Origin of the sequence: Acinetobacter nematophilus (assembly GCF_026344175.1) — a bacterium.
Taxonomy (GTDB): domain Bacteria; phylum Pseudomonadota; class Gammaproteobacteria; order Pseudomonadales; family Moraxellaceae; genus Acinetobacter; species Acinetobacter nematophilus.
Genome location: NZ_JAPKMY010000011.1, coordinates 37,552 through 55,962, shown reverse-complemented (window position 1 = coordinate 55,962; position 18,411 = coordinate 37,552). Strand labels below are relative to the sequence as shown.

Genomic DNA, 18,411 nt, shown 5'->3' with positions numbered 1-18,411 from the left:
TTTTTTCAAAAAACGGTATCTTCTAGTTTCAGGGATGTAGAGTGTTCACTCTAAAAATAAAATCAGCACTTTAGGCAAAATACTGCCGATACTTGATAGTTAAAATTATGTTAGAAATTACTTTAGGTTCGGCATTAATGTACTATTTTGCCAACCACGCACTAGATGTAAAACCCAAGCCAAAGGATGCTGTCTATTACACTGAGCTTGCGGATTCTCGGGACCCATCATTTTCACGAAATCATCGTGAGATGGTTCATATTAAACCTGCCTTAGAAAATCAATTCCGCGGCATCGTGCGTCAGGCATATGACTATAGTTGTGGCTCTGCTGCGCTCACAACCTTGCTGAATGGATATGTTGGAACAAATTTGACAGAACAGCAAACCATGGAAGGTTTATTACGTTTTGGGGAATACAACCGTATTATCGAACGTCGAAGTTTTTCTCTGTTGGACATGAAACGTTTTGTTGCAGCAATTGGTTATGAGAGCGGAGGCTTTAGAGGGGAATTCACAGACTTAATTAATCAAAATCAACCTGTGATTGTGCCGATTTCTTATGCAGGATTTAAACATTTTGTCGTATTTAAAGCGTATAAAGATGGTCGAGTCTATGTGGCTGACCCTGCATTAGGAAATATTAGTTTTGACCAAGAGCGCTTTAAGCAAGTTTGGGAAAATAATACTTTATTTATGATTAATGCGCCTAAGGCGCAACAACGTAATATGTTGGCTTTACAAGAGGCGGATATGCGTCATGTTGATGATGCAACAATTAATCGTTACGCCTTGGTAGAAGCTCAATATTCAACAGATTACGTCAATAGATTGGCAGATAAAGCATCAACCATGCGTAAAGTAATTGACCTAGATACCAAGTCAGCAACCTATAATCAGCCAATTACAACTTACCTAAGACTCTATTATAAACGTAAGTAAAAGATGGACTAAAAATTAGATAACTGAATTGGATTTTTTGGGATAGGAATAATATGAATAATCAATGGATGAAAAGAACTTTACTTGCAGTGAGTATTCAGTTTGCAATCGGAAGTTTATATGCGGCTGAAACAAATACTGAGGTTGATGCAAGTGCTGATACAGCAGTAGATCAAGCTGTTCCAGCTAAAGAAGAAGTACAGATTAATAAGGATGAAACAAAATCTTTAGCACCAAAGTCAGGCTCTCAAGCAGCAGAAGCATTACAAAAGAAAGAAGGGGATGCTTCTCAAGAAACCAATTTACAAGAAGTTTTTACATCCAATGAACGTCAGTATTCCTTAATTAAAAAAGGTGAAATATCAACCTTCTATGATTTGGATTATTCATACTATCGCGATTCACAACTGAATTTGGGTATTAATGAAGGTACTGCTTACCAGCTTCGTGTAGATGAAGATGCAAGTCATACCATTACCAATACCTTTACAGTGCAATATGGCGTTAGAGACAATTTAACGTTTACAGCTTCTGTGCCCTTTATTGCCAAATCAGACAGCTTAAAAGATGCAACGGCAGCAGGTCTGGGAGATATCAACCTAGGCGCGCGCTGGGAACCTTTTCCGCTTAAAGCCGGTCGTTTACCACTGATTTTATTTGGTAGTTTATCGACAAAAACAGGTGATAGCCCATACGAGATTAATCCGAATACAGACCTTTCCACAGGTAAGGGCTATTATTCTGTGGGTGTTGGCGCAAGTACCCGAAAATATATTGACCCTGTTGTATTATTTGCTTCAGTTTCAGCCAACTATGGATTTAAAGAAACCGGTTTAAATCAAGTACGTGGCGGTGGTAATGCCAATGGTCAGGGTGGAGATCAATCTTATCAAAGAGTTTTGGAAGAATTTGATCCAGGAATAACAGGTGGTTTCTCTTTCGGTTTCGCATATTCATTTAACTATGATGTCTCTATGACCATGTCATATCAACAATCATTTAATATGAATACATCTTTTAAATATCAATCACAAGCTGGACTTGCAGACTCATATAAAGCAGCGGATCAATCAAGCGGTATGTTCTCGATTGCTCTGGGTGTGCGTGTAAATCCTGAAACCATCGTAAATGGTACATTGGGAATTGGTTTAACTGAAGATTCGCCGGATATTTCACTTGGGTTGTCTTTCCCATTAGATATTATTGGCTTTGGTAAGAAAAAAGCTCGCTAAGGAGTGTAAGGTATGAAAAACATACGTTTGCGCCCATTAGTAACAGCAATTTTATTAACAGGGTGTTCAACTCAAGTATTTGCGCATTTAGGGCTTAACCTATCTGTAGACATACGTTCATTGACGATGGGAAATGCCGTTACCGCAGATCCACCAGGAATTAGTGCAATTCATTTTAACCCAGCTGGACTGACTAAACTCAAAGGTCTACAGACAGACGTACAGGGCATCATTGCTAACTTTGATGTTCAACGGGAGTTTTCTGCTCCATCGGGCTACAACGTATTTGGTTATTCTGATGATCCGTTGATCTGTAATGATGCCCCCGATAATCCTTCCAGTTTATGTACGGACTATAAAGACTCTGTACGTGGTGACGTTGAATATGCAAGTTTATATATTCCTATTTTAAAGAAAGTTGTAGATTTGGGACCAGGTTGGCCGGTATTGGCGCCTACAGGTGGGGTTTCCTATAATCCACCAGGTTCAAAATTAACGTATGCAACGGCAGCTTATGCACCTATGGTGGCGGGATTTGGTTCAGAAGATAAAAATCCCGGCAACTTTATGGGTCAACAGGTTGCCATTGAACGTATTACATATCTATCACCTTCTGTCGCATATCAAGTCAATGATCAACTCTCTTTGGGGGCTTCTATTGGGATGTCATATAATGCCATGGCATTGAAGACTGATTTACGCTTCCCAAATGAAATGATCGGTGTATTGCGAATGGTAGATGAGTCTGTTTGTGGTCCATTCCGAAATAACTCCAATATGATCACCGATCTACTGCTATTTGGTATCTGTAATGCCAATGAGGGAATGAATCCATTTGGGCAGTTCGGAAAGATGCAGGTGTCTTTGGAGCAAAGTTTGAGCCCAAGCTACAACCTGGGTCTAATGTGGGAGCCAACTGAGAATTTCGGTTTTGGTATGGTCTATCAAAGCTCGGCAAAAATGCGTATGAAAGGTAAATATTTCATTGACAATGCCAACGCACCAAGAGAACTGATTAAAGGTTTAAACTCCTCTGCAACAGGTCAGATTCTTGCTGCGATTCTTGGATTCCCTGGTTATATACCGCCAACAGAATCCGGTTTGATCGCAATGGATTTGGAATATCCAGCACATTTTCAAGCGGGGATAAAATATAAGGTTTTACCCGATTTACAAGTGAATTTTGATGTTGGATGGACGGACTTTAAAGCGTGGGAAAAATTCCAATTTGAATTTGATCGCCAAATTTCAGCATTAAAAATTGCTAAGCTTTTATCCAATCAAGTTACAGATACCTCATTGGCTTTCCCGCTTGGCTTTAAGTCACCATGGAGTTGGGGAATTGGCGTGGAATATTCAGCAAATGATCGTTTAAAACTTCGAGCAGGTTATGAACCTCGCGCAAGTGCGATTCCTGATGATAAAAGAAATACCATGGTGCCGATCAATAATGCTCAGTTATTCGGTTTAGGTTTGGGTTACCGTTTTGATGAAGATACCGATATTGATTTATCTGTGGGCTTTCTACGCAGCCGCGATAATATTCCTGCAAATACCAGTAGTTTATCGAATAAGACAGGGGTAGATAACTTACTACTCAACCCATATGCTGGATTGAATGTAAAAACAAATACCAAAGTCACAATTCTAGGGCTCAATTACAGAACGAGATGGTAATGCGTTTAAAAGCTGAAAAAAAAATAGTTTTGAATTCTTTGTGGCTAGTATTGACTGTTAGCCTAGCCACATCAGCTTGTTATGCATCCAGTTTCTATACCATTATCGGACCTGATGGGCATCCGATGATTATTCAAAAACCTGAATCACCAACGCAACCTGAAACTAAGCAAAAAAATAATCATAAGAATGAAAGCAAAACGATAAAGTCTGTTGAGGCTATTCAACCTCAATCCAATACAACACAAAATGAAAAGATGACTCAACCTGAGCGTCTTTCTACAAGTGCCCCAGAGCAAAAAAAATCAGTCGTATCCCTCACTGAACATTCATCGGAAATTCAATCAAAGCAACAAAAAACGGTTAAGGATTCACCACAACCACAACCACAACCACAACCACAACCACAACCACAACCACAACCACAACCACAACCACAACCACAACAGATTGTTCCGTCCTTAGTAAAGAAACATGAACAAGAAAAAATGGCTGTAGTTGTTCCAGAAACCAAAACTGCTGAAATAGCTAAATCACAACATGAAGCTAAACAAGTCGAAAGACAACAAAAGAGTTTAACGCCTCAGAACTCACCAGTTTCCAAAGCTGTGCTTAAAACGCAGAATATTCAAGAAACTGAAGACAAAAACTTTACCATCATTGATGGCGAAAAGTATGTAAACAATGAATATCTGGAAGATCGTGAATTTAACCTAGAGGGGAAAAAGCGATTTTATATGACCCCAGAGATTGGTGCAGTACATGGACGTTATGAAACCATTGAACGCCAAAAGGGGCTCAGCACAAGTCTCTTAAATCGTATTCGAGGCAATCCAGAAGCTAATGAAAAAAAACCAGTCGTACTCTCTTCAACTTATTTCCGTTTGCCTAAAGACGAAGTGGTTCATAATTTAGAACAAGCCTGTTTCTCAGGTAAAAAAATACTTAAAGCAAAAGCGCTATCACTTAAAAATCAAGAGATTGGTTTATGGCCAGTTGCACCAATTAAAGCGCATTTTGCATATGAAGTAGTGAAATTAGATGCTCAGGTACAAAATATCCTTTTAACTTCCTATGCATCCTCTTCCAAGACACAGAGCTACTATTGGCCTTTAGTTGTATTTCTAGATGAACAGGGCTGTGTAATCGAAGGTGTGAGTGGCTTTAAAAATGAAGAATCTCATGACAACAATTTACAATATGCCGCAATGGAAGGTGTGTTGAGAAAACCCGAAAAAGCGACTTATCTATTTTTAACACCGTTATCCTCAGCTATAGATGTTGAAAATAAACAGTTAACAAATCATGGACAAATTAAGCTGAGTGTTATTCAGTAAGGACGAGATTATGAAAAAAAGATTATTAGCCCCTTTCGTTTTAACGAGTTTAGGTTTAGCACTTACTGGTTGTGGTGGTGAAAGTTCAACAGTCAATGAAGACCCATACAAAGGTATTGTAACTTATACCAATGGCTGTGATGCATCTTATGAAAAATGTTTAGGTTTTTATGTTGATTATCCAGTGACTGGATTAAATTTTGATTGTAGTACAGATACCCGAAATCATTTCACCACCAAATTAGAAGGTGGTTTGGCTTCTGGAGGCTGCTTAATTGGAGACAAGGCAAAGTTTTATATTCAGGGTTCTGAATCACAACGTAAAATTGTTTTGGGGGATGTAGATTTAAACAAAATTCGCCCCCTAAAAGTGAATGGACAACCTGCTGCAATTGGTTTGATTGATATTGCAACTGCCATGACTGGTAAAGCACCAGCCAATATGGATATGAACGATGACACCTTTAAAGTCATGGTTGGCTTGGTTCGCGTTTTCCAAGCGATTGGTGTAGAGCAAAATACTCACCAAGTTGGGGATATTCAACCTATCGAATTATCAGATAATTTAAAAAATAACCTTAAAGATTTACCTGCGGATATTGGTGTTGCCGATTTTCTTGATGGCAGTTACATCGAGAAATTAAAACCATGGCTCAATCTTGAAACTGTCGATAATGCTTCGGCACAGTTAACAGCACAGCGTTTGATTCAACAGTCGCTGGTTAATATTTATTCTACAAACTTCCTGATTTTTAGTGGAGCAAATGTTGATATCCAAGGCTTTACAGGGAAGAGTGACTTAAATACCAAGAACGAATCGATAGCCAATATGTATCTCGTGACGGACCGCCAAGGCTATACGACAGGTTATGCGATGCAATGGATAGGTGTTCCGCAAAAAGTTGAAGGTAGCACCATTGCTGATTCATTGTTAAAGTTCCTGTTACTCAATCAAGTGGTTCCACAAAAATTAGATGTCAATCCACAGCAAGGTTGGATCAGCCCATTAACTCGAAAAATCAGCAATCCATTGATATTCAAAAAAGATCAAACAACAACAGATCAACTGAGCATTTATCAAGGTACATTGCTGAACAATACCAATGTGGCGGGTACCGAATATATGTATAAGCGTGCGACTGGTGCAACCACTGCACCGACAGATACGACGGTTTATGGCAAGTGGCGCCAGACATTCGCCGGAGATCAGCTTTCAGGTGGCATTGATATTTATAAAACCAATCCTGCGAACTACTTGGACCGAAGAGTTTTCCTGACTAAAAATACAGTAAAAACTGGTGAAAAATATTACTTCCCGCTCTATGCCAATATTACATTTAACTTTACCAATCCAGAAGTCAACCCAAATACCCAAACATTAGGGATTGTAATTGATGAAAATGGGGATATCCGTACTAACCTGGGTCGAAATGGTGCTTTAAATTCAAATACCTGTTCGGATGTTGATCCGAATACGTACATTGATAAAGAAACAGGTGTTCAACAATATCGACTGGGAACGACAGGTACGGCTTATATCAATGGTGATATTGAAAAATCAATTACACTGCGTATGATTCTGGCGAATCCTGTTTTTGGAAGTCTTGATGGTGCTTTGGTGGGATTAAATGAGAGATTGGTCGTTACTCCAACAAGCGGCACCACAACCGATGATTTAAATAAAGCTTCAGTGTCATCTGGCGGTATCCGTTTAAACCTTCAACGATTGATCAATGAGCAGAATACTTCTAGTGGTGTCAATATTACCAGTTGGGATGGAGACAAAACCATTACGGCAACTTGGGTCAATTTACAGGCAGTTTATCAGGCAATCTATAACAATACAGATGCGAATAAAGATAAACTCACGCCTGAACAAAAAGAGTTGGCGAAGCGTCAACAAGGAACTTTATCGGTAAGTTTGCCACAGTGTTATACAGTGAAAACCAAATAATCTTATTGCGCTAAAAAAATCCCCCAATTGAGATTGGGGGATTTTTTTATGCTGTCTGTAAAGGTAAATCTAAATAAAATACTTTGATAATCAACCTGTTTGGTCTAGACGTGTTCCTAATGTTTCGAGGTGCATCGGAAAGACATTATTTTTTCGATCTTCAAAATAATGGCGTAATGTACGTTCAACGCTTGGAAATGCCAAATCATTCCACGGGATTTCATGTTCTTCAAATAACCGGCTTTCGAGTGTTTCTTCCCCAGCACCAAAAAAACCATCTTTAATTTGTGTTTTAAACAACACATAAATCTGTCCAATACGGGGAATATTATACATACAGTACAATTGTTCGATGTCTACTTCTGCTTCTGATTCTTCACGCGTTTCACGCGCTGCACCTTGCTCCATGGTTTCGAACAGTTCCATATATCCAGCCGGTAATGTCCAAAGTCCATAACGGGGCTCTATTGCACGGCGGCAAAGTAAAACTTTACCTTCCCAGAGGGCAAGTGCGCCGCAAATGACTTTAGGATTAACATAATGAATGGTGCCACAGTGCGTACAAACTTTACGGATTTTTTGATCACCTAAAGGAATTTTTTCGATTGTCGAATGACCACAAACACTGCAAAAACTCATAAGCTTCATTGAAAATGTGAGATAACTCAGCATAACTGAAAAATTCTACTTTCGCATCATTTATAGCCTTATCCATAAAATTTCATATATGATAGAAAGAGAACAAAAATATTGAGTGAGATAAATGCAGGATCATGAGTTAACACAAATATTGCAAAACAGATTACGTTTTGGCAGAAGAACATTTCCTGCCAATGCTGCGGTTCTGATTGCAATTACTCAGGAGGCTGATCCTAAAATTTTATTGACCCGACGTTCTGCATATCTATCTAATCATGCCGGTGAGGTTTCGTTTCCGGGGGGGAAACGTGACCCAAATGACACCAGTAATATTGTTGTGGCGCTGCGTGAAGCTTGGGAAGAAACAGCATTAAATCCTTTTGATGTTAAGCTGATTGGTGATTTGCCGATGGAGCGGGCAAAAAGTGGAATTACAGTAAAACCCGTGGTGGGTTTGATTCCGCCTGATATTCAATTGATTCCACAGCCTACTGAAATTGATCGTATCTTTTATGCACCCATAAAAAAAATGATGGAATCACAGCCCATTCCTTACGAAGTGCGTTTGGCGCATCAGTCAGTTTATTTTCCAAGTCTACGAATTGAAAATGAAATTATTTGGGGTTTAACAGCCAGAATTTTAATGTCATTATTTAAATATGGATTGGACTATCAGAAAAACTGGCCATTTTTATTGAATTCTCCATCATTTAAATCTCAAATCTTGAATCGAAAATAATTTTATATTTGAAAGTATGCTTATAGGGAAAAATTGAAAGGAATATCACACCATGATGTATAAATTTAAAGGACAAGCACCCAAAGCATTACATGAACCTTTTGATGGGTGGGTCGCTGATAATGCGACGCTGATAGGTCAAGTTGAATTGGGACAACAAGTCAGTGTTTGGTTTGGGGCTGTTATTCGCGCGGATAATGCGAAGATCCATGTGGGGAATTTTAGCAATGTTCAAGAGAATGCGGTGTTACACACCGATGCAGGTATTGAACTAAACATTGGTGATTATGTGACCATTGGACATCAAGCAATGCTGCATGGTTGTACCATCGGTGAGAATAGTTTGATTGGTATCAATGCAGTGGTTTTAAATCATGCTGTCATCGGTAAAAACTGTATTATTGGGGCCAATAGCTTGATTCCTGAAGGTAAAGTGATTCCCGATAATTCCTTGGTGGTGGGTTCTCCAGGAAAAGTAGTCCGAACTTTAGATGAAAATGCAGCCAACTTATTAAAAATGAGTGCATTGCATTATGCTTCACACTACAAAGATTTTATCGATTTAGAAGAATTCAAGTTTGATTAGCACAGTTGTTTCAAAGTGAAGCACATGATTTAAAAATGAATACTGCCCTTTGAAATGAGGGCTTTGTTTTTTTCAGGAAAGAAATTCATTCTCTTGATATTTTTATAGATGACTTAGAGCATTCAATTTTATCTGACCGGCTTTAGCGCTTAGTCCTCGCGCTAATGAAATGAGTGGAGTATCATAGTCAGCATTTTTAATACAGTAAGGTTGTGCATGAAATTGCTGGCATTGGAAACTGCCAATGAGCAGTGTTCCGTTTCGATTGTTGATGAAACTCAAACACTCTATTTTCAACTTGATACGCGAGCAAAAGCACAGACTCAAACTATTCTGCCGATGATTGAGCAAGGCTTTCAGCAAAATCAAATCAGCAATCAAGAGCTGACTGCAATCGCGTTTAGCCGTGGACCTGGTTCATTCAGTGGTGTACGGATCAATGCGGCAGTGACCCAAGCATTAGCATGGGCGCATGATATTCCGGTTATTCCTGTGTCAACATTACAAGCTTTGGCCCAGTCAGCATACCAACATGCTCAATTGACAGAATTGACAGCCGTTTTAGATGCACGTATGAATGAAGTTTATATGGCGAGTTTCAAGCTTGACCAAAATAACATTATGCAACTTGTAGATGAAGAACAATTATTAGACTATCAACAGGCTGCAGCATATCGAAAATATACTTTGATTGGTTCTGGAGCAACATTGGTTGACGGTGAGGCGACTAAATTTCAGCAGCTTACGGCAAATGCCAACGATATTGCGACAATTGCAAGACAACATGCATTGAAACAGCAATGGCTCAGTGCTGAACAGGCATTACCGGTATATTTACGTGATAATGCATGGAAAAAAATTCCAGAACAAGGCAAGTCATAATCGTTTTTCGCTTTAATTTTTAGGATGTAACATGGATCTTTTACTGCTACTCAAAGCAGCCATTATGGGTATCGTTGAAGGTATTACCGAATTCTTACCTATTTCAAGTACAGGTCATTTAATTCTTGCATCTGAATTAATGAATTTCTGGACCAAAGAGAAGAGCGACTTATTTGTTGTTGCGATTCAAATGGGGGCGATCGCAGCCGTCATTTATGAATATTGGGGCAAGCTTTGGGGAGCTGCTATTGGTCTGTTCTCGGGTGAACCTAAAGGTCGACATCTTGGGGTGAGCATTATTGCGGCTTCTATTCCAATCATGATTGTTGGTTTGACTTGTGGTGATCTCGTAAAAGAACTTTTGTTTAATGATATTTCCGTAGCGATTGGCTTAATTGTTGGTGGTTTAATTATATGGTGGGTTGAGAAAAATCCACCCAAAGTCAATGCGGTTGAAGTAGACAATATCTCGATCAAAGAAGCGATTTATATTGGTTTGATTCAAGTATTAGCGCTTATTCCTGGTACTTCACGCTCAGGCGCGACGATTATTGGGGGGATGATGCTTGGAGTATCACGTAAGGCGGCAACAGAGTTTTCCTTCTTTTTAGGTATCCCTGTTATTGTAGGCGCAGGGTTATTGGATCTTTTTAAAAACTACCATATCTATGAAACTACCCAAGATTGGACGGTATTTTTTGTAGGTTTGATTGTTTCTTTTGTTTCAGCATTAATTCTGATTCGTGTTCTGGTGGCTTATGTTTCCAAACGTGATTTTATGGTCTTTGCTTGGTATCGTATTGCATCCGGTTTAGTCATTTTATTATTTGCTTTAACAGGTTGGAAATTATGGTAAGCGAGATTCGCTTATTCACAACATCCACTTTTTTAGAGAAAGCACAGTCCTATCAAACTGTGCTTTCTTTACGTGGAGTTGTGGTCAACATAGAAGTGATTGAAAAACTCAATTCGCGCTTTTTAAGGTTAAACCCCGAGCTTGCACTGTGTGTAGATGAGCAAGGTTTGAGTCTATGTGCCAATGGCATGAAAATGCAGCCTGACTGGAAAGCTGAAATACCACGTCTAAAACGCGCCAGTTTAAAATCAGAAATGATCGCTCGTGCGTGCCATCTTTCAGAAAAACCAAGCTTGGTCGATGCTACCGCCGGTTTGGGGCATGACAGCTTATTAATGGCATATCTTGGCGCCAATATCTGCTTGGTGGAGCGCCACCCCATTTTATTTACTTTGCTTGAGGATGCAAAATCCCAAGCTGAAAATGATCCTTTTCTTGCAAAAGTCGTTGCTCGAATTGATTTAATTTTTTCAGACTCCGCTGTCTATTTAGAGCAGTTGATTCAGGATAAAAAAGTAGTCGATGTGGTTTATTTAGATCCCATGTTTCCACAACGTGATCAACATCAGCAGGCCGTAAAAAAACAAGCGCAAGTGAAAAAGCAAATGCAGTTATTACACATGCTCCTTCCTGAAGATGGTGAGATGGATTTAGGAGATCATCTTTTAGTCTTAGCCCAACATATTGCTAAACGGGTTGTGGTAAAACGTCCTCGACTGGCTGTATTTTTAAATGATCAACCCACCGATTATCAGTGGCAAGGCGATGCCTGCCGATTTGATGCTTATTTTAACAGCAATCTTATTGAGTAGTTTGGTAACTGTTTCAATAATAGTCGAATTATTGATATATAGTTAAATCAAACATTGATAATTTTTTAGCCAAGCCTAAACTAGATAGGCTGATTGAAGCGACTGCCTTAACAGAATCTATATGATAGACCTTAAACCCTCAATTAACTTTTGGCATGATTTGAAAAGTAACCAACGTGCAGGGATTTGGTTATTTTTGGGTTCGCGAAAATCTTTACAAATCGTTCGGCCGTCGATTTTACAGCTTATTTTTTGGGGGCTGTTGGGGGCTTGTGCCAATACATTATTTAGTTGGCTGGTGGCAGGTGATGGTGGGGTATTTAATCGTCAAGGCCTAGTCAGTTATGCTTTATGGCCGTTTATTGCTTTGATTGTCGGGATTTTCCTCTCCCAACGAACCAACAATCCACGCTTAATGTTAGTGCCTGCACTACTATGGTTGGTGCTTGATACCCATATCATGTTGTTTCAGTGTCTTTTACAGTATCTGGGCAATCATGATCTCTTACCGTATTTTACTTATGATGTGATTCCGCTGTTGTTCTTTGCTTTATTTATTTGGCAGAGTCTTGCAGTCGTCTGGGTGTTTTCGAGAGAGTTAAAATGGCCGTGGTGGGAACGTGCATTGATCATGTTTGCTACGGTTGCGACGCTGTTTACTTGGCAAGTGTCTATTAAAGAGCAGCCGATTTGGAAAGTGGAAGAGGTTCCACCGAGTATCAGTGAAAATGCGTTCTATGCCCAAAGCCGTTTACTCAATAAAGCATTGGAACAGATTCAGTTTGGTGAGTTTGCCAAAACACACTGGTACTTTTTAGGTGTGGCAGGGGCCAGTTATCAGGATGTATTTAAATTTGAGATTGATCGAATTAAAGAACAGTTCGATACACGTTTTGGGACATTCGGGCGCTCTATTGAATTGGTGAATAATCCTGCAAGTATGAACGAGACGCCAATCGCTTCAAAAACCAGTATAGACCTTGCCTTACGCCGTATTGGGCAGCAAATGAACCGTGAAAGTGATGTGTTGTTTCTGTATATGACTTCACACGGTTTACCCAATCGTTTTGAATTGGAAAATGAACCGATTGATTTAAGTGATGTTGATCCAAAATGGCTGAGAGAAAGTTTAGATAAATCGGGCATTCGTTGGAAAGTGATTGTTATATCAGCCTGCTATTCAGGTAGTTTTGTTTCAGCACTGCAATCCCCTGATACCTTAATTATCACTGCTTCTGCAGCTGATCGTGCCTCATTTGGCTGTTCAAATGAAGCGGATTATACTTATTTCGGTCGAGCCTTCTTTGATCAGGCAATGCGTGAACAAGGCTCATTAAAAGCTGCGTTTAAAGAAGCATCCGAAACTGTTGCAAAATGGGAAAATGCACAAGGCTTTGATCCATCTGAACCCCAGTGGGTGATTGGAAAAAATATGGAATTGATGTTGCCTCAATTGGAGCAGCATTTATTTCCACAACAAGGTGTGATTGCTTCTGCACAAAGTCAGAATGAAAAGTTGGATCCAACTAAGCCTTGATGATTGCTGTCACTTAGACATAGGTCGGTGATTCATTGAGGAGGAAAAGTGTATTTTCTTCATCAATATCAATAAGGTTGATGGTGGAGTGTTAACCTTAAACAATTTATAAATCCAAATTTAGAGAGAGATGGCAATGGAACTTTTAAGTAACACGATTTGTTTTGATGGTGAACAACGAATTTATCAGATTCAGTCGAATTATTTAAAAGGTGCTAGCAAAGTTGCTGTTTATATGCCACCTCAAGCTTTAAAAGGGCAAAAGTGTGCAGCATTGTTTTATCTGGCGGGGCTAACCTGTACTGAGGAAACATTCATTATTAAGGCGCATGCCCAGCGCTTGGCGTCACAACTCGGTTTAATATTGATTGCGCCAGATACTTCGCCACGTGGTCAATACGTTGCTCAAGGCGATTCATGGGATTTGGGACAAGGTGCTGGATTCTATATCAATGCAACTCAGGCACCGTGGTCTGAACATTTTCAAATGGAAAGTTATATCGTCGATGAACTTTATTCTTGGGCGCTTGAAACATTCCCAATCCAATCAAATGCGATCGGTATTTTTGGGCACAGTATGGGAGGACATGGCGCTTTAACATTGGCATGGAAATATCCACATTATTTTAAATCTGTGTCTGCCTTTGCGCCAATTTGCGCACCAAGTGAATGTCCTTGGGGCGAAAAAGCTTTTTCCCATTATTTAGGGGATGACCCATCAGTATGGCGCCAACATGATGCCACGCAACTATTGCTTAGCAAGGGGGCACTTTTTGATGAGGTTTTGATCGACCAAGGCTTAAAAGATCAATTTTACAGTCAATTGAATCCCGAAAAATTTCAGCAGGCGTGTAATGCTGTTGGGCAAAAGATCAGCCTGAGATTTCACGAAGGCTATGATCATGGATATTATTTTATCCAAAGTTTTATGGATGATCATTTGCAATTCCATGCTTTACAATTGCAAAAATAGAATCCGATTTATCCCAAAATATTAAAAAAAATTGATGCTGAGTAAAAGTAAATAGTTGTTTGCTTTTACTCTATTTCATTCAGTTTAGAAAAAATATACACTGACACTGAAATTTTTTTATTATGAAAACTTTGAGTTCACCATCATAATTTGAATAAAGAGAATAATATGCAAGATCAAATTCCACCCCCATTCCCTGATCATTTGAGTGTGGATCAGCACATTACACCACCGAGTATTCCGCAATCTACAGATTCACAATACCCTAAAGTTCATCGCTTTAAGTTTCATGGTGATGCAATGGAGTATTTTGGAATCTGGATTGTCAATATCCTATTGACCATTGTAACTTTAAGCTTGTATGCACCTTGGGCAAAGGTTCGTCGCTTACGTTATTTTTATGGGAACACGGAATTTTTTAAGCGCCGTTTTGATTTTACCGGTATTCCAACCAAAATTTTAATTGGGCGTTTGATCGCATTAGGTATTTATGCTGCATTTTCCATTTCATCACGGTATTCAATGATTGCGACTGTGGTTGGGTTGGTTGTGTTATATGCAGCGGTTCCGTGGTTGATTCGTGCAACCATGCGTTTTACTGCACGAAACAGTAAATTTGGAAACAGCCGATTTTATTTTTCAGGAACCACGAAAGAATCTTATAAAGTCTTTTTCTTGAGCATATTGGTATATATTTTTACTTTGGGTATCTTTTCGCCTGTAGCGATATGGCTATATAAAAAATATTATCTGAATCATTTATATGCAGGGCAGTTAAACTTTAAATTAAATGCGGATTGGTCTGCATACATGGCTGCTGTATATGTGCCGATTTTTATGTCGATTGGTGTAATTATTGCATTTTCTGTGGTTTATTTCGGCATCATTGGCACTGTTGCAGGATTCTCACCAAGCTTTTTTATTACTGGGATATTTATCATGTATGCAGTGGTTGGATTATTTATTTATCCATTAATCGCTGCACGTCTTTTTATTACCACATGGAACAATACAACAGTGGGTAATAGTCAGTTTAAAACAGATTGTAATCAGTGGCGTTACGCATGGATTATTGCCTCAAACTGGATTGTCAAAATTTTAAGCATAGGATTGATGTCAGCTTGGGCAGCAATTCGTATTCACAAATATCAGATTGAGTCGATGAGCTTAATTTTGCATGATGATCCAGATCAAATGATGAATCAGGCGCAGCAAGAACAAAGTGCTTTAGCTGAAGAAATCAGTGACATTTTTGACATTGATATTTCTTTATAATGATATGAGTTGATTAATCTATGTCACAACCAGTAGATATTATTTTCTATGATGGTGTGGTGTCTAAACCGCACCACGCACAGATTTCAGCTCAATCTGAGTCTGAAGTTCTGATTCGCTATGGTGATCGTTTAGAGCAGCATCGTCGCTATCAATATTCAGATATGGCATTGATTGGTGCGCTTGGGCAATTACATCCTGTGATTGAATTAAAAGACGATGCGCGTATCGAGTTTTATGGAGCATTACCTGAATGGTTTAATTATGGAACTAAAAAAGTTCAGCATTCAATCTGGAAACTTGAACGTTCACCAAGCCTGATCATTTTTAGCGTGATTTTTGTGGTTGCTTTTGTGTTTGCCTTAGTCAAATGGGGCGTTCCAGCTGCTTCACATTATGTGGCTTTTCAATTGCCTGAAAATAGTTTGAAAAAATTAGGGGATGAAGCCGAAACCTATGTTTTAAATAATTGGACAGCGCCCAGTCAATTGGCTCAAGGTCAGAGGGATTTAATTTCCAAGCAATATTTAAATACAGTGGCTGAAGGCAAACCTGCCAAATTGGTTTTTCGTGAAGGAGGGCGCTTGGGTGCCAATGCGGTGGCATTGCCCAACAATACCATCATTATCACGGATGAATTGATCGAAATGGCACATAGTGATCAGGAAATTTTAGGCGTCTTGGCGCACGAGCAAGGTCACTTAATTCAGCGCCATAGCCTACAACAAGGCTTAACCAGTTTAGGGCTTAGCGTTTTGTATATTGCCATGACGGGAGATAGTTCAGACTTATTTACTTCATTACCTGCTGCAATGATTGGTGCAAATTATTCACGTAAATTTGAATCTGAAGCTGATCTATATGCTTTACAGTTGATGGATCGAAAGGGCATTGAAGTCTCACATTTTGCCAATTTCTTACAACGTTTAAGTGATGAAACAGAAGATTCAGAAAAAGCAGACAATGCGAGTCAAACTGCTAATGCTGATAAAAAGGCATCCGCTAGTTCACCCTCATCGCAAAAAGAGTCGGATAAAAATCAGTCTTTAGCAATTCTGGATGCATTATCTTCGCATCCTGCAACTGAAGAACGCATTCAAATGGTTCGCGATTTTGAGAAAAAACAGCAAGAGAAGCATCAGCAGTCCAAATGATCTTCTATCTTTAGATAACGACTGATTTGATCAAGGGCTTGTTAAAGCCCTTGATTTTTTTGGTTATCCAAAACACCTAAAAGAATATATTTTAAGTTTACAGTATCATTTATTGTAGCTGCAAACAATTTACACAGGATTCATCGATGGTCTGCATTAGAATTATTTTATAAATACTGATGAAGATTAAAGCTGTCTACTTTTAAATCAACCTTGTAAGGTAAGTTTGTTATAATAGGAAAAATTTTTATATCTGCTAGGTTGTTTCATGTCCAAGCCATTTCTAATTGCCCCTTCAATTTTGTCTGCTGATTTTGCCCGTTTAGGTGAAGAAGTTGAAAATGTATTGGCTGCAGGCGCAGATGTTGTCCATTTTGATGTGATGGATAACCATTATGTTCCGAACTTAACTTTTGGCGCTGGGGTGTGCAAGGCATTAAAAAAATATGGCATCAAAGCACCAATTGACGTGCATCTCATGGTTTCTCCTGTTGATCGTATGATTGGTGATTTTCTTGACGCAGGTGCGGATATTATTACCTTCCATCCTGAGGCAACACACCATATTGATCGTTCTTTGCAACTGATTAAGGATGGTGGTGCAAAAGCAGGTCTAGTATTTAATCCAGCAACACCATTACATTATTTAGATTATGTGTTGGATAAAGTAGATCAAGTCTTATTGATGAGTGTTAACCCTGGTTTTGGCGGTCAAAAATTTATTCCAAAGACTTTAGAAAAACTCCGTGAGGCACGTAAAATTATCGATGCTTCAGGTCGTGACATTCGTTTAGAAATTGATGGGGGCGTTGGACCTGCCAATATTCGTGAAATTGCGGAAGCGGGTGCAGATATGTTTGTGGCAGGTTCAGCGATTTTTGGAAAACCTGACTATCAAGCGGTAATCAATGAAATGCGAGCTGAATTAGCCAAAGTCTGGCAGGTCACAGTTTAAAAGTTTTCCACAAAAATTGAAAATACCCTGTGGATAACATTGTGATTAACTATATGGATAACTATGTTGATAAGCATATGGATAAGCTGGGTATAGATTAAACAGTTTGTTGTCAATTGTTTAGTTGTTCATCTAGAATCGTTTAAAAAGAGTTCATATGCGCTCTTTTTTTATGAAATGTGTTGTTTATTGACCTGCTCAATGATTCAGCATTGTATAAAAAATAATGTGCTGAAGATTTATCCAATCCGTACTTATGCATTGAAATGTGCGATATTTGCCAAAATCGAGATTATTGGCTATGCTTTAGGCTCATGATGGGCTTAACAAGGTTCAAGTTTTGTTTATACAACTCCGCAAACAGCTGTGGTTTGTTTGTCTTATGGTTTTTGCCATAGGGTGGAGTGGTGTGTCTATCGCTTCTATGAAAGTCATGCCAATGAATATGCAACACGAACAGATGATGTCTTCAATGTCTGTAAGTCAACATCAAGCCATGATGGAAAGTGCATCTTTGCAAAAGCTTGAAAGTCACTGTGATGTTAAGCAAAATAAACATCAGCAAAACCAGACTACTGATCACGAGCAACAAAATAATAATTTGAAAAGTTGTCATATACAGAGCAGTCAATCCAAGCACATTTCATCAACTGAATGTCAAGATTGTGCATTATTCTCATGTCAATCTTCAGTGATTTGGTTTAACAGTGATATCCCTAAATTGATCATACCTGATCATTTTCAAAATAGTGCTTCTTATCAAGCGACCTACAGAGCACAACATCTTGCTGGTTTTTGGCAAGAAATCTTACGTCCACCCAAAGCTTAGCCTGATTTTAGAAACTTTTTATTCGTAAAGTTT

17 protein-coding genes are annotated in these 18,411 nt (G+C 38.9%); 16 read left to right on the top strand and 1 reads right to left on the bottom strand.

Annotated elements, in window-relative coordinates:
• Positions 1–107 precede the first annotated feature (107 nt).
• Genes filB through filF form a run of 5 tightly spaced genes read left to right on the top strand, consistent with a single transcriptional unit; the run spans position 108 to position 7,141 of the window.
• A complete protein-coding gene (filB, locus tag OSH00_RS17185) occupies positions 108–941 on the top strand; it encodes a putative pilus system C39 family peptidase FilB (RefSeq protein ID WP_266131445.1) in 834 nt (277 codons plus the stop codon).
• Positions 942–994: 53 nt separating this feature from the next.
• Positions 995–2,173, top strand: coding sequence for a putative pilus system protein FilC (gene filC, locus OSH00_RS17180; protein ID WP_266131444.1), 1,179 nt, complete (start codon positions 995–997; stop codon positions 2,171–2,173).
• A gap of 12 nt (positions 2,174–2,185) precedes the next feature.
• Complete coding sequence (filD, locus tag OSH00_RS17175) at positions 2,186–3,850, top strand: putative pilus system OmpP1/FadL family transporter FilD (RefSeq protein ID WP_266131443.1); 1,665 nt, start codon at positions 2,186–2,188, stop codon at positions 3,848–3,850.
• Positions 3,850–5,187 (top strand): putative pilus assembly protein FilE, encoded by a 1,338-nt coding sequence (gene filE / locus OSH00_RS17170; RefSeq protein WP_266131442.1) that lies wholly within the window; start codon positions 3,850–3,852, stop codon positions 5,185–5,187. The genes filD and filE overlap by 1 nt, the downstream gene beginning before the upstream one ends.
• A gap of 10 nt (positions 5,188–5,197) precedes the next feature.
• Positions 5,198–7,141 carry a putative pilus system protein FilF gene (filF, locus tag OSH00_RS17165; RefSeq protein ID WP_266131441.1) on the top strand — a complete coding sequence of 648 codons (1,944 nt, stop codon included), beginning with the start codon at positions 5,198–5,200 and terminating at the stop codon, positions 7,139–7,141.
• 90 nt (positions 7,142–7,231) lie between these two features.
• Here the strand turns inward: filF and OSH00_RS17160 are convergent, their stop codons facing one another.
• Positions 7,232–7,780 carry an NUDIX hydrolase gene (locus tag OSH00_RS17160; RefSeq protein WP_196076041.1) on the bottom strand — a complete coding sequence of 183 codons (549 nt, stop codon included), beginning with the start codon at positions 7,778–7,780 and terminating at the stop codon, positions 7,232–7,234.
• A gap of 124 nt (positions 7,781–7,904) precedes the next feature.
• On the opposite strand from OSH00_RS17160, the gene OSH00_RS17155 reads away from it, so the two are divergent.
• From OSH00_RS17155 to OSH00_RS17105, 11 genes are all read left to right on the top strand, one after another.
• Positions 7,905–8,519 (top strand): CoA pyrophosphatase, encoded by a 615-nt coding sequence (locus tag OSH00_RS17155; RefSeq protein WP_266131440.1) that lies wholly within the window; start codon positions 7,905–7,907, stop codon positions 8,517–8,519.
• Between the two features lie 52 nt (positions 8,520–8,571).
• Complete coding sequence (locus OSH00_RS17150; RefSeq protein WP_196076039.1) at positions 8,572–9,105, top strand: gamma carbonic anhydrase family protein; 534 nt, start codon at positions 8,572–8,574, stop codon at positions 9,103–9,105.
• A gap of 216 nt (positions 9,106–9,321) precedes the next feature.
• Positions 9,322–9,987, top strand: a complete 666-nt coding sequence (gene tsaB / locus OSH00_RS17145) for a tRNA (adenosine(37)-N6)-threonylcarbamoyltransferase complex dimerization subunit type 1 TsaB (protein WP_266131439.1) — start codon at positions 9,322–9,324, stop codon at positions 9,985–9,987.
• A gap of 31 nt (positions 9,988–10,018) precedes the next feature.
• A complete protein-coding gene (locus OSH00_RS17140) occupies positions 10,019–10,843 on the top strand; it encodes an undecaprenyl-diphosphate phosphatase (protein WP_196076037.1) in 825 nt (274 codons plus the stop codon).
• Positions 10,837–11,655 (top strand): class I SAM-dependent methyltransferase, encoded by an 819-nt coding sequence (locus OSH00_RS17135; RefSeq protein WP_266131438.1) that lies wholly within the window; start codon positions 10,837–10,839, stop codon positions 11,653–11,655. Before OSH00_RS17140 ends, OSH00_RS17135 begins: the two co-directional genes overlap by 7 nt.
• A 121-nt stretch (positions 11,656–11,776) precedes the next feature.
• Complete coding sequence (locus OSH00_RS17130; protein ID WP_266131437.1) at positions 11,777–13,192, top strand: C13 family peptidase; 1,416 nt, start codon at positions 11,777–11,779, stop codon at positions 13,190–13,192.
• Positions 13,193–13,328: 136 nt separating this feature from the next.
• Complete coding sequence (gene fghA, locus OSH00_RS17125; protein WP_266131436.1) at positions 13,329–14,165, top strand: S-formylglutathione hydrolase; 837 nt, start codon at positions 13,329–13,331, stop codon at positions 14,163–14,165.
• A gap of 168 nt (positions 14,166–14,333) precedes the next feature.
• Positions 14,334–15,440, top strand: coding sequence for a YjgN family protein (locus OSH00_RS17120; protein ID WP_266131435.1), 1,107 nt, complete (start codon positions 14,334–14,336; stop codon positions 15,438–15,440).
• A 20-nt stretch (positions 15,441–15,460) separates the two neighbouring features.
• Positions 15,461–16,594, top strand: a complete 1,134-nt coding sequence (locus OSH00_RS17115) for a M48 family metallopeptidase (protein WP_266131434.1) — start codon at positions 15,461–15,463, stop codon at positions 16,592–16,594.
• Between the two features lie 268 nt (positions 16,595–16,862).
• Entirely contained in the window at positions 16,863–17,549 is a 687-nt protein-coding gene (gene rpe / locus OSH00_RS17110; protein WP_266131433.1) for a ribulose-phosphate 3-epimerase, read from the top strand.
• Positions 17,550–17,958: 409 nt separating this feature from the next.
• The gene (locus tag OSH00_RS17105) at positions 17,959–18,378 is read left to right on the top strand and encodes a hypothetical protein (RefSeq protein ID WP_266131432.1); all 420 of its coding nucleotides are present in this window, start codon (positions 17,959–17,961) and stop codon (positions 18,376–18,378) included.
• Positions 18,379–18,411: the final 33 nt, after the last annotated feature.